Below are 14,271 nucleotides of genomic sequence, written 5' to 3'. Positions count from 1 at the left end.
AGGCGTTTAGGAGAGCTTCAGTCAACGGAGTTCACGGAATTACAGTCACTGCAAAACGTCACTCTTTGGTCATCGTTTCGTCGAGACTCAGCAGCACGCGGGAAACCAAAGTCCACGCAGCCAGCTGGTCGACGTCGTCCGAAGCCGCTTCGGGCGATTGAACAATCTTGGCAGCATCGACTTCGTCGCTCGCAATCCGTTGCCGCTGCTTGTCCAACAAGTTTTGCAACGTTTGCAATTCGTTGGTTGTCGGCTGACGCGCCACACAGGTTCGGAAAGCAAACCGCAATCGGCTCGCATCATCGGCCTGCTCCGATTTAACGATTCGCTTCGCCAATGCGATCGCGCACTCCATCGACAGCGGTTCATTCAACAGCGTCAACGCTTGCAGCGGCGTATTGGATCGATTCCGCCGAACGCACGACACGTTCCCCGGATCGGCATCGAACGCGTCGAGCATCGGATAGGGGACGCTACGGAAGCGGAATGTATAGAGTCCACGGCGATAGCGATCTTCGCCGGTCGCTTCATTCCATGTCTTGGGCCCATAGCTGGCGGGCGGTTGGAACAACAGACCAGGAGCGGGTGGATAAACCGACGGCCCGCCGAGCTGAGTGTTCAGCAATCCACTGGCCGACAGCGTAATGTCGCGGACGATCTCTGCATCGACGCGGAACCGCGGCCCGCGAGCGAGCAGGCGGTTGTAGGGATCTTCTTCATAAGAGCTCGACTTGGACGCGACCACGCCCGACGGGCTCACGTTCGACGATTGGCGGTAGGTCGCCGAGGAGACGATCAACCGATGAATCGACTTCAGTTGCCAATCGTTTTCCATCAGTTCAACGGCCAGCCAATCCAACAGTTCGCGATGCGATGGCGGAGCGCTCTGCAAGCCGAAGTCGTCGCTCGTCTCGACGAGTCCGATTCCAAAGTAGGCCTGCCAGATCCGATTCACAATCGAACGCGCGGTCGTCGGGGATCGCTTGTCGACCAACCAACGAGCAAACGTCATTCGAGTTGGCGGAGCCGATGGATCCAATGGATGCAAGAACTCCGGCACGCCCGGTTCCACAACCTGCTTGGGGCTAAGAAAGTCGCCTCGATCGAGGATCGATGTCGTCCGCTTGGCGAGCCGCTGCTCCAACACCAACTGGTTCGACCCCTCGGGGTAGCTCTTCCACAACGCTTCGATCTTTGCGTTGGCATCGGCCCAGTCGACGACTGTCGTTCGCCAGTAGCTGAACACTGCCGCCAGTTGTTCGGGCGTGTCGAAGTCTGGCGAGTTCGCCAAGATCTCGCGGACCGCATGGGGCACGGGATCGGCGACCGGCGCCGCGTCGGTCGTCAGCGAAAACCGATAGCGTCCCATCAGGCAATTGTGGTTGTCATCGCTGTTCCAACCGCCATGCCGCATCTCGGGCTGGATCGTCAGAACGGTACCCTGCGGAAACCCAACCGGTTGCTCGAAGACAAAGACCGCCTTGCGTGGTTGGTTCCGTCGACCGGGATCGAGATCGGTACTCCACGCCGTTTTCTTATCCCCATCGATGGCATAGGCGATCGGCCCGGTGACACGTTTGTCGCCACCTTTGGCCCTGATATTGATCAGGTAATCCGGTTGCGGTGCTTCCGCCGGATTGACGTCGGCGGTCGCAGAAACGATCTTCACCTTGGTCCGCTTCTCGGGCTGATCCAACGGAGCGACATAGACTGTCATCTCCGTCAGCGCCGCGGTGCCGCGAACCGAACGCCCCGGACCACGTCGCGGCAATTGAGGATGCGTCAGCAATTCGACTCGGATCGCGCTGATCTTTTCCGCGGTGGTCGTCATCCCAAATTGAGGTGCCGAGTTGGCCGGTGCGTAACTTTCGCTGACGATCGACGAATCGTCGAGCACGCGAAACTTCTGTCCTTCGTACGGGATGTCGCTAGGCGTCAGGACTTGCCAATCGCCCACCGATTTTTGCGAATCGGCAGCCCACGCTTGCAGTTGCTCCCGCCAATCGGGCATCGAATCCTTCAGCTCCGTTTCGATCGCAGCGATCTCCGCCTCGATCGAATCGATCCGCTGCTGCTCTTCAGGTGTGTAGACCGGGATGATCGCGTCGTACGTGTTGTTCAAAAAGGCAAACATGCGGTAGTAGCCTTCGTGCGTCAACGGATCGTATTTGTGCGTATGGCATTGGGCGCACTGAGTCGTCAGTCCCAAGACGCTCTTGCCGATCGCATCCATCCGGTCGAACATCCCTTCCATCCGGAATTGCTCCGGGTCGGCGCCCCCCTCTTCGTTGACCATCGAGTTCCGCAGGAAACCAGTGGCGACAAGATTCGCTTGCGTCGCATCGGGAATCAGATCCCCCGCGATCTGTTGCACGATGAAATCGTCGTAGGGCATATTCCGATTCAACGCGTCGACGACCCAATCGCGATAGAACCACATTTGACGCGGGGCGTCTTTTTCGTAGCCGTTCGAATCGGCGTAACGGGCCGCGTCCAACCAGATCCTTCCCCAACGTTCACCGAAGTGAGGCGAATTGAGCAGGCGTTCGATCTGCGTATCAAAGGCGTCGGGCGATCGATCGGCCGCAAACGCATCGACCTCCGCGATCGTTGGTGGCAAGCCGATCAAATCGAGACTCAACCGTCGCAGCCACGTCACGCGGTCCGCTTCGGGAGAAGGCACAATTCCTTCTTTCTTCAGTCGCTGCAAAACAAACGCATCGATCGGATTGCGGATCCAATTGCGAAGCGTTTCAGAAGTTGTGACTTGCGTGTCGGCAGACGTCTCCGTGGTGGATGGCTTTGCCCGATCGATGGCGAAAGGAACCGTGGGACGTGTCGGCGGAACAAATGCCCAGTGCTGTTGGTATTGGGCTCCCTCAGCGATCCAATGTTGCAGCAACTCGATTTCCTGATCCGTCAACGGTTTGCCGGTCCCCGCCGGCGGCATCTGCAGATCGGGATCGGCCGAAAGGATCCGCGCTACCAATTCGCTCTCCTCCGGTTTGCCGGGGACGATCGTCGACGAATCCGCTGGCGGCGCGATGTCCAACCGCAGGTCGGCTTCGCGATGCTCGGGATCGGGACCATGACAGGCAAAACATTTATCGGCCAGGATCGGACGGATCGCGCGTCCGAAATCGATAGGCTGTTCCGCTGCGTCAGCGACCGAAAGGATCGAGCAACATGCGACAAGCTGCGTGAAATAGCGGATCACGGGTTTACCTGGTGGGAGGCGAGCGTTTAGAGATCGCATTAGGCGCGAACATCAATGCTGAAAGGTGGTAGGAAGTTGGAAGGTGGGGCTGACTGTAGAGTTCCTATTCCAACAAGTCGCCGGAGGTCCGAACCCGCGCGGGGCGTTCCGGTAAGCCCTCCCCGAAAAACTCGCTGAAGGCTCGTTTATCGACCCTCCCACAGCAAGCCGCGGGAGGGTGAAGTGCGTCGACACGCACAACCACACCAGCATACACGATTGGAACCACAGTGTCGCGGAAACGCGATCACTGAACCATTGCCTTGATCCGCAGATATTCGCCGTACGACCAGGCTTGGAAGGGGCAGCCGCGCGGGGTGTGAGGCGGTTCGGCGTCGGCGACTTCGCTGATATGCCCCTGCCCCGCTTGTTGCAAATGTTCCTGCATGGGTTGCAAGAACCTTTGCTTTGCCTGCGACTTGGCAGCGTCCGAACCATGTTGGACTTTCAGCCACGCTTCGACAAACGGGCCCATCAACCACGGCCAGACCGTCCCTTGATGATACGCGGCATCGCGAGTTCGCAGGTCGCCTTGATAGCGCGGCTTGTAATCGGGATGACCGGGGGCGAGCGATCTCAGGCCGATGGGAGTGAGCAATTGAGCTTCGACCGCTTCGACCACGCGTCGGCACTTTTCGTCGTCCAACAGCGCGACCGGCAGCCCGCCGGCGGCGAAGATCTGATTGGGACGAAACGCCGCGTCGACGCTTCCCGATACGTGGTCGAGATCGACGATATCGTGAAGGTACCCGTCGGCTTCGTTCCAGAACTTTTTAGTAAACGATGCTTGGGCGATTTCCAGCTGCGAACGCCGATCGCGGTCGTAACGGCTTGCAAACGCGAGGGCGTTGATCCAAAGGGCTTGGATTTCAACCGGCTTGCCGATCCGCGGAGTGACGACCCAATCGCCGACTTTGGCATCCATCCAAGTCAGCTGCACGCCTGACTCTCCCGCCGCGATCAAACCATCGTCGTCCATCCGGATGCCGTAACGTGTCCCTGCGGTATAACCATCCAAGATCGCATCGACGGCGGCCAACAGACGGGTCGTCTCTTCATGCGGAAGCCCTCGCTTTTCACGACGGTGGGCGTCGAAGCACTCTTGAACCGCCACGATGTACCACAGCGAAGCATCGACCGCGTTGTATTCGGGCGTGTCGCCGCGATCGGGAAAACGGTTGGGGAGCATCCCATGCGAAACGGTCTCCGACCACAACAGCAAAATCCGATGGGCGATCGCGAGCCGATCGGGCGAAGTCAAACAGAGACCGCGGAGGGCGATGAAGGTATCGCGTCCCCAGTCGCCGAACCAGGGATAACCGGCGATCACCGAAGCCCCTGCGCCACGCTTGACGATATATGAACGAACGGTCTCCGCTTCGCGCCCCGCTTGTTCGCGACGGTGACGTTCCTGCTGCGCGATCGCTGCGTAACAGTTCTCCGCCGAAAGGCCCTCGTTTTCCGAAAGCTTACTCATCGGCTGGTTGGCCGACAGCAATAGGTAAGCGTCTTGCGGATTCAAGTCCCAATGGAACTCGCCCGGCGTGGCAAGGTCTTCCATGTCGTCGAGGCCACGCTCCCGTTCGGCAGTATAAAGGAAGCCGTAGTACCAATCGGGCGCTTCGACAAGCCGAGCGTTCGCTTGAGCGTGGATCGATGGCATGTCGGGATAGGGTTGCCATGAGAGCGAACCGGCCGCGCGATGCGTGGTGGAATCGAAATCGGGATTGGCGTGATGCAACGCGTGGAAGTCCCGTCCCGAGAGGAAAGGTCGCACGCGCAGGGAGAGTCCACCTCGCGGTCCCTCCACACGCCAACGCATGGCTACGCCAGGCAGCCCCTCGGGAACAAACAGCTCTTGGACGATCGTGACCGCCTCGCTGATCTCAAACCGCCATGTTGGCCACGGTTCGATCGAAAACGATTCCAGCCGCTTGCCACCGTCGGGCGAACGGACATCACCGCGATAGTACTGCGTCGAGATCGGATACGCTCGCTCGACCGTCTCCACGACGACGTCGATACCGTTGACAAGCACGACACGCTCGGCGGGAGGCTTTTCAGCGACTAACAGCAACGCGTGGTAGCGACGCGTCCGCTGACCACCGACGGTACCGGAAGCGAAACCGCCGAGCCCATCGGTTTCGAGCCATTCGGCGAGGTCCCGGTTGTCATCGTCGTTCATCGGGTTACCGTCGTTCAATAAAAGTCTGGGGTGGCGGGAGCATGGACACCCCAGTTTAGCGACTCACGCGGCCCCCCGTTGCGAACGTTTCCAGATTCCCTCCGCAGCGAAACCACAAACGGCGGAGTTGTTGTTCGAGGCGGGCTTGTTGCGAACCCTTTTAGATTCCCTCCGCATCGAACCGGTCAGCGAAATTCAACACGCCTTGGCCGCCCCTTGAGAGCTCGCTACGTTTCTCCCAGCTTCAGGGCTTCACTCGACGAGGACGGCGCTTCCACGACCGCCATGACACGCGTGCCGGGCGACGGTTGGGTGGGAGAATCCTCAGAGGAGCCTCGGGAACCCCGTGCCTTTCCAAGCGACTCGACGGCGGCGGGGAAATTCGATCTATTGAACGGTGGCTGCGTCGCCAGCGCGCAGCGAACCGTCGCAATGCTTCGGTTCCCACCCCTGCACTGACTCAAAGGAACCTACGCGATGGATTTGGGACTCAACAACAAGCTCGCCGTGATCACCGGATCGACCTCGGGGATTGGCCAAGCGATCGCCAAGTCGCTGTTGGACGAGGGAGCGACGGTGGTGATCAACGGTCGCAGCCAAACCTCGCTCGACCGGGCGACCAAAGAACTCGGCGGCGGCGCGTCGCTGCATGGCGTCGCGGCGGACGTCTCCACCGCTGACGGGTGCGCGGCGATCGTCGCTGCAGCTGAAGCGATCGCGCCGATCGACATCCTGATCAACAACGCGGGGATCTTTGAACCGAAGCCGTTTGCGGAGATCAGCGACGAGGATTGGCAGCGGTTCTACGAAGTCAATGTGATGAGTGGCGTGCGACTGAGCCGCGCGGTGATGGGATCGATGCAGCAGCGCCGTTGGGGCCGGATCGTTTTCATCTCCAGCGAATCGGCGATCAACATCCCGACCGAAATGGTCCATTACGGGATGACCAAAACAGCTCAGCTGTCGATCTCCCGCGGCTTGGCCAAGACGCTCAAAGACACAGGGGTGACCGTCAACTGCGTCCTCCCCGGGCCGACGTGGAGCGAAGGAGTGGAGCAGTTTGTCGAGAGCTTGGCTTGCGAGCAGGACATCGAACAGGTGAAGCGCGACTTCTTTCGCGAATCGCGTTCGGGATCCTTGATCCAACGCTTTGCGAGCGTCGAAGAGGTAGCCGCGATGGTCAGTTACGTCGTCAGCCAACGCGCCTCGGCGACCACCGGCGCCGCCCTCCGCTGCGACGGCGGCCTCGTCGACACCTGTTTTTAAACAGCCCCCACTGCTCCAAAGCTGCCCCCCGCCTTATCGCTCCACAGCGCTGAGGCCGACGCCCGGCACGCCTCATTTCTATAGGCAGAACCGCCTCCCAACGCCGCAAAAAAGGCCGGAGGCCGACACACGACCTGCCGGTGGCATAAGCCACCGGTCGCCGCAACACAACCTGCCTTTTTAAAGGCCGGAGTCCGACACAAAAACCTGTGCCGGCCTTCGGCCTTGTGGTTTCCGCACGAGGATTCGTTCCGGTGGTTTACACCACCGGCAGGTCCTTTACCGGCCTCCGGCCTAAAGCCATCGACCAACGGATACTCGCCCCCAAGCCCAAAGGGCGCCACCCCAATGCCGGTGTCATAAGCCACTGGCATCCCACAGCCAAATCATTCCCAAGTTCAAATTCCAGCACGCGTCATCTCGACAAGCAAGACCGCCCCCACCAACAAACAAACGCGCGGAGGCCAAAGGCCGGCACACCACCTGCCGGTGGCATAAGCCACCGGTCACCAACATGCCAACCGCCCCCAGGCCGGAGGCCGACACAACAGACCAGAACTCCGCCCCTACCTGCACTGTCAACGCGAGCTAGCACGCTCCAACAATCTTCCGGCTGAGCAGGATCCAGATTCCAGCCATCCTGCGCACTGGAGCTATACAACTCCCTAACGGATGCCGCCAAGAATACCGGCCACCACAGCGGCCCCGCCTGCCTGAAGTCCATAGACTTGGGTGAGCGACTTGACGCAGCAACGGTTAAAAACGATGCTTAGTTAGGCCTAAGCCGAGTCAAGCGAACACCAAATTCCGTCTAGCCTTGCACTTCCGCACGGCAATCGGTTAAATCTGCTGCATAGTAGCATTGGCGGAAATATTTTGGTTACAATACGTCCTCTTAAGGCGTGCGTTACCGCACACTCTATTGCACCTGCATTGTTAATCTCTGGGTTAATGTGGATAAGGGCGACATTTTGCAGAAGGGACGAACGAATCATCCCTTTGTCGAATCATCCGAGAACGGACTGGGAATCGGCAAAGTTACAGCGATCGATGGAGAAGTGGCGACTGTCGAGTACTTTCGCTCGCCGGTTGAGGACGAACCAATCCGCAAGCAGGTTACGACGCGCAGCTTAACACGCCAAGTACCACCACCTCCAGAAGACGCGTGCCTCCTATCACGATTCAAAAACCGCTGCAAACCCGGTCGCCGGCGTTTTGACCTCAATTTATATAACCCACCGAATGGCCGTGGCAGTTCGTAACCATCGGTGCGACTCAGCAGGTACCAAATTATTGCATCATTGGGAAACACATTTTAGATATTGCGCAAGGTTATACCGCAACACATTTTATGTGGACCTCATTGTGCTCAAAAAACGAGAAACATGCGTCCTTGCGAGTCAAACGCACAATCCTCAAGTACACGTCCAACGATATGCGATTACTGACATAGTAAGTCCCGTTTGATTTTTCAAGAAGCTCTTCGCCGCGAAGTCACACCAAACATTGAGATGGTTTTGATTATGTCCAAGCTAATTCGAAAACAACATGGTGCCAGTTCGGGGAGAAACAATTGACTGTCCATCATATTCCATGCGGCGAGTTTGCGAATGAGAGTGAGCGACTTGCGGTTGAACGAGTAAAATTTGAATTGGGAAAGGCTCCGGGAACGAGAGATTGGATTATCCTTTCCAATCTGCCGCATTCCGTGACGACACAGGCGGTACCAGACGACGTGGACCTCATAGTTATTGGGCCGTCGGGATTGCATGTTATCGAAGTGAAGCATTGGGACGCCGCTTACACGTCCAACTTTAATAACACGGTTGTTTACGAAGCCGACAAGCTGGCGAACAAGCTGCGAAAGATCGCCAGCAAACTGAAGAAGGTGAGTATCGACGCTGGTTTTTTGGCTGGCAAGTTTCTGCTGACACGCGGAAATGTTTCTTGGAAGTCAAATCGCCCCAAAGTGCATGGCTCGACATTTTTTGGATTGAAAGAATCGGCAGAGCTGTTGGAGATCGGCTTGCGGGAGACGCTGAGTGATGACGAGGTGCAGAAAGTATGCCAGATTCTGCAGCCGCTCACTAGGGTCGCTCTGAAGGGTGAAGTTCGTCACATTGCAACAGCGCGAAATTTGGAACGCTTCGGGCCAGCGTCGGATCGTTTCCACCGTGTCTATCGTGGGGAGCATATTCGCACTCGCGACAAAATTGTACTTCATCTCTACGATCTATCGGCGAGCGACGATGAGAAGTCTGACGACATTGCGCGCCGTCACTTCGAGACGCTTCATAAATTGCAGAAGTCGGCTCATGTCCCACGACTGATGGACTCGTATCAGGAAGTGCCGCAGTATCCCGGTGAGTTGATGTATTTCTCGATCGTCGATCCTTGTGCGCCGACACTCGAGAAACGAGCGGGAGACAGTAGATGGGACGTAAAGTCGCGGATTTTATTCTGTTGCCAAGCGGTGCAAGCCTTGGCCGAACTTCATGCGAGCAGCCTCCGTGACGCGCAGTTCGTGCATCGACAAATCTCGCCTGGATCCTTGTTGGTCGGGGCGAATGAACAGCCTATATTCACGGACTTTAATTTAGCTCGCATTTCCGGTTCGATGACGCTGTCCCCCAATGCGAAATTAGATCAGCGAGATGCTGAGTTCGCGGCTCCCGAAGCGATTGCCCAAGGAATCGGTGGAGCCGATCAGCGTAGTGATATTTATTCGCTATGTAAGACGCTGAGCACATTGTTCGTTCAAAACGAAAGTGATGATGCGATCAAGGCATTGCTCAAGCTTGAAGCCGGTATGACCGAGGAACCTTCAAAGCGTTCGACGCTGGCGGAGTTAACTCAGGCTCTCTCGGCAGGCGATAGTGAAAAGACATCTGAGCCGGGACTCCAGACAACCAAATTGGCGGCTCGATATTGGAGCGAAGGTGATTTGGTCGCGTTTAACAGTCAGCAGTATCGCATTGCTGGAAAGATTGGTTCAGGAAGTTTTGGTTCGACCTTTAAAGTAATTCAAGTTCAAGACGATCAGGACGTTGGCATCTTTGCCGGCAAAGTAATGTTCGAGGAGGAAAGCGGACTGCGATCGCTGGACGCCTACCGTCGAGTCCGTTCTCATACGGACAAGCCGCATCTAGCAACTGTGTTTGAACTTGCAAATCAGTGGGAAGACGATCGGTTCGTTGCTTTGTTGAAGTGGGTTGAGGGTAGCACGTTGCAGAACTGGATTGGTTTGCCGGTGCTGTACGCCGAGGAGCTGGGTGAAGACCCGATCGCCGTAGTCGGTCGTTGGATCGCCAGTAGTTGTGAAGGACTTGGTTCCTTGCATCGCGCGGGTTTGGTTCACGGCGATATCAGCCCCAAGAACATTTTGGAACACGCGGGCGACGTAACACTCGTGGATTTTGATTTTGTTCTGAAGCAAGGCGAGCCGATTTGGAGCGGTGGTACTGCCTTGTACACGCCGGAAGAGCAGGTGCAAGGAAAACCTGCATCGTCCTCTCACGACATCTATGCGCTTGCGGCGACAATGTTCCATGTCATGTTTGACCGTGAACCGTTCTGGTACGGCGGCCAGAAACACCGCGAGAATGGACTGAATTGGGAACAGTTGGATCGTGTCGCTTGGGGGTGGATTCCAGATTTTCTTGACAAGGCGACATCGGCCAATGGCGAGCAACGCTTTGCCAGCGCGATGCAGGCGTTGAAGTGGATCAAGGAAAGGACCTCGCAAGACGACTCGGCTGACAGCACGAAAGAAGTTGAAAACGACGAGCTGCAGGAGACGACCGAGAAACAGAAATTGGCAGACGACGCGGGCAATGACGAGTCCGACGCGGTTACTCGCACGCCCAACCGTGTCCCCTGGCTTGCCGAGTTGCTTTCGACGTATCCCGGTTCGCCGCGCGGTGGGATTGAGACTCGCGGATTGGACTCCGCGTTCGCTCATCAGACTTATGTGGAAACGACGCTCGAAGCGAACTTGCTGGAAGAAATCAAAAGTCGCAAAGTTCAGTTGGTTATCCTGTGCGGCAATGCGGGTGACGGCAAGACGGCGTTTCTGCAACATCTGTCTGTCAAACTTGGACTCGGTAAACAGAATTCATCCGAGCGGGTCGCCACCGGCAGTGCGATGGGCCTATCGGTCAAGATCAATCTCGACGGCGCTGCATCGTTCAAGCGCAAGACTGCTGACGAATTGATGAACGATCTGTTCGAACCTTTCCAGCAAGGACCGTCGGAAAAACCACGAGTTCATCTTGTCGCGGTCAACGATGGTCGCCTGCTTCAATGGGCCGAGGACTATGAAGGTGAGCATGGCGAGACACCGCTGACGGACTGGATCATCGAAACGCTGATTGGTGAATACGTGCCGGAACAGCCGATGGAGCATATTCGGCTCGTCAACCTGAATGAGCGATCGCTTGTCGGTGACGCTCGGAAATTGCCGCAAACCGACGAGGACAAAGCGACGTGGTCGCCGTCCACCGAGTTCTTCAACGCGTTGCTTGATCGAATGGTGGGCGTTGATAAATCCGAAGAACTGTGGTCACCTTGCCGAACCTGTTCTGCGGCATCTCGATGCACTGCATGGAACTCGGTTCAAACGTTGATTGGTATCGGCAGCGGAGACGCCGACATCGCCGCAAACGTGCGCCAGCGATTGGCTTCGGCACTACAGGCCGTTCATCAACGCGGGCAGGTGCATGTGACGACGCGAGAATTGCGAGGGGCACTCAGTTATATCTTCTTTGGAATTCACTACTGCGACGATTTGCACGAATCGCCCGAGTTGGAGCCGTCTCACTACTGGGATCGAGCCTTCGCTGCGGACTCCATCATGCGTCAAGGTGAATTGCTTGCCGAATTGCAACGACTTGATCCGGCCTACGGCGCGAACCCGACGGTGGACCGTTATCTACGCAGTCACGATCCCGTGGTTGATCCGATGAAGCCGCCGAAATTCCCACATCAGAAAACGTTGATCTCGAAACGACGGCGAGGCTATTTTGAATGGCTGGAAGAACAGGCAGAGAATGTGACCGGCGAAGCAAACTCGGTCGCGCTGTTCCAAAGCGAAAGCCTCCGTCAGTTTCGGGAAGTCGCGATTCTTTCCCACGAAGAGAAACGTCAATTGACGCGACGACTGTGTTACGGAATTTCACGATTGGAGCAGTTGCCGCATGTTGTGCTGCTTCGTGGAAACGTTGTGCCATTGAAGGTGATGCCTCGAACACCAATCGAAACAACGTTCTGGGTTGAAAAGCCGCTTGACCGTTTTTCTCTGGAAGTTGACGAGGCAGGAAACAACGGCGGCGTCGAATGGCTGGCAAACGGCTTGGTGCTGCGTTACCGCTATCGAGATGATCGAGACGAGGAGCTGCGACTAGGAAGCGATTTGTTCGGATTGCTACTCGAACTCGCCGACGGATATCAGATCATGGACGCCGCCAACGACGACATCTTCACGAACCTTTCGATTTTCACTCAGCGATTGGCGCAAGAGGACGAACGGGAAGTGTTCGCATGGAATCCGAGTCAGCCTAGCGACGTGTTACGCATGGGCGTTCGCATGAACGAAGGCGTGCAGCAGATGTTCTTTGAACCGGTTGGAGCTGCCGTGGACGCAGAAAAGGATCTAGCCAATGTCTGAGAAACTCGAAAAGGAAGTGCTAAAGGAAGTCCTGACGCCGGCAATGGTGAAAGAAATTTGGACTACCAACTATACGGAGGCACTCGCATTTACTTTGCAGGACTTTTCGGTCGGTGCTTTGCTGCCAGCAGTTTTCTATATGTTTCGCAGGGGGCACCGTCGAGGGCAGGGCAACTTCGCCGAACAGTTTAAGCCGTTTCCCCATGAAAAAGAGTTTGCAAACTCGAATGCAAAAAAGGCGGGTACCGTTTCGAGTATTGCACGCATTCTAGCTGAGGACGAAGCTCAGTTTGCTGAGTTCAAGTCGCCACTTGCCAAAGACGTTTTAGCTGACTTCCTACTTACCCATTGTCTTGAGAACCGACGGCATGAGCCTGGTAGAAAGAAGCCAGTAATACGTGCGTTTCCGACTCACTACCAATCCGCCTGGATGGATTTGCCGGCTAGTGTCGGGGACCTTCGCCTCGTCCCCGAATCCCTGGTTGCAATTTTGGCCGATCAGAAAGAAGGCGATACAGTCACGTCTAGCTCAACAAAGAAATCGTTTTTCAGAGTAAACGACGACTTCACCCAAAACATTCTGTTGTCTGTTTTCGGCTCAGGGATGAGCGCTCGTGAGCTGAAGTCTGATCTTGTCGACGAGTTTGACGAATCCGTAGAAATGGGCCTGGATCAGCTTGCGACGATCCGCGTCGCTAGGAAGTGTAAGCAACCGATTAAGTTAAAAGAAACCAGGTCCGTAAAAGCGGGTGGACATGGGCGAGGTTCGAGTGCGATTGCAAATCAACATCCAATTGCAAAACAAGGAACAAGAGTATTTCGCGACGATACACGACTCTTTCTGCAAGCCTATGGCGTTTCAATACCGCGTCAATCACTCACTCAAATGCTCGAATCGTGCATCGGGCTAGGGCTAACGAACATTTTTCTCTCAACGGCATCCTCTCTCTTTCATTGGGAGCAACATGGAGAGCTTCCGCAGAGCGAATCACCATGGCCGCTCGTCGTGGACTGTTCGGGCGGATCGGACCATGAGTTGCGCCGATTGTCAGAGGAGAGCACCGACGATGCAACTCGCCGATTGCACCGTCTACCTGTTGTGTTGATGGCGCTACGTATACTCGAATATCAGTCTCGATATGAAATCGACGATTTGCCTCCCAAACGTCCAGACGCCACTCAGCGGATCAATATGCTTGGCGATGTCTTGATGGAACGCCACAAAGACAGCAAGATGATTTTGCGGGATGTCAAGAAGCACTGCATGAAGCTCTCCGAACAGTTCAAGCAAGAAGAAATTGGTGAAGCTTACGTAAGTATCTTGGATGATGATTCAGCAATGCAAAATCCAGTTATGAGGTTAGCAGAAACGGTCACACAGATGATGGGAGACAACCATCAGATTCGTCACATATTAGCTTGCCTTGGGTCATGCTTGATGACTGGGGCGTCTAACGGACTAGCGACTGAGCGACGAGTTGTTTTTCAAGCGATGCGTAACGGTCGAAAGTCTGGAATGATGAAGTCGATGCTGCTAACCGATACGATGCTGGACTTTCTTGTGCATCGACATCTTCGCAAGCCTGGCAAGGGCGGCAACACGAAGTCAAATCCGATTTCGTTTAACGATTTTGTCGCGCTGCTTCGTGAACGATACGGGCTGTTGGTCGACCAGGCTCCACCGGGGCAAACCATTTCGCGTGAGTTGCTGCAACGCAATCGGCGGTTCTTGGAACGGCGACTTCGTAGCTTAGGCTTGTTGATGGGAGTCAACGACGCGGAATCAATGAAGCGACTGCGACCAAGATTTGATGCACGCGACGAAGTCCAAGGAGAATAGACAATGACGACCGTAGCTGAACCAATGCCGCTGACCGACGAACTGGTCTCATTCCTGAA

At 56.1% G+C, this 14,271-nt stretch carries 5 protein-coding genes; 3 read left to right on the top strand and 2 right to left on the bottom strand.

What is annotated here, in order from left to right; all coding sequences use genetic code 11:
• Positions 1-58 precede the first annotated feature (58 nt).
• Positions 59-3,217, bottom strand: coding sequence for a PSD1 and planctomycete cytochrome C domain-containing protein (locus Poly24_RS12240; protein WP_231753601.1), 3,159 nt, complete (start codon positions 3,215-3,217; stop codon positions 59-61).
• 286 nt (positions 3,218-3,503) lie between these two features.
• Complete coding sequence (locus Poly24_RS12235) at positions 3,504-5,441, bottom strand: amylo-alpha-1,6-glucosidase (RefSeq protein ID WP_145095318.1); 1,938 nt, start codon at positions 5,439-5,441, stop codon at positions 3,504-3,506.
• Between the two features lie 477 nt (positions 5,442-5,918).
• On the opposite strand from Poly24_RS12235, the gene Poly24_RS12230 reads away from it, so the two are divergent.
• The 3 genes from Poly24_RS12230 (at position 5,919) to Poly24_RS12220 (ending at position 14,212) form a co-directional block, all read left to right on the top strand.
• Positions 5,919-6,707 (top strand): SDR family NAD(P)-dependent oxidoreductase, encoded by a 789-nt coding sequence (locus tag Poly24_RS12230; RefSeq protein WP_145095314.1) that lies wholly within the window; start codon positions 5,919-5,921, stop codon positions 6,705-6,707.
• A 1,573-nt stretch (positions 6,708-8,280) separates the two neighbouring features.
• Positions 8,281-12,372: a protein kinase domain-containing protein gene (locus tag Poly24_RS12225; RefSeq protein ID WP_145095310.1), complete on the top strand. Its 4,092-nt coding sequence runs from the start codon at positions 8,281-8,283 to the stop codon at positions 12,370-12,372.
• Complete coding sequence (locus Poly24_RS12220; protein ID WP_145095307.1) at positions 12,365-14,212, top strand: hypothetical protein; 1,848 nt, start codon at positions 12,365-12,367, stop codon at positions 14,210-14,212. The genes Poly24_RS12225 and Poly24_RS12220 overlap by 8 nt, the downstream gene beginning before the upstream one ends.
• Positions 14,213-14,271 lie beyond the last annotated feature (59 nt).

Source organism: Rosistilla carotiformis, from assembly GCF_007753095.1.
Lineage (GTDB): Bacteria > Planctomycetota > Planctomycetia > Pirellulales > Pirellulaceae > Rosistilla > Rosistilla carotiformis.
This window is presented reverse-complemented; position numbering and strand designations above follow the sequence as displayed.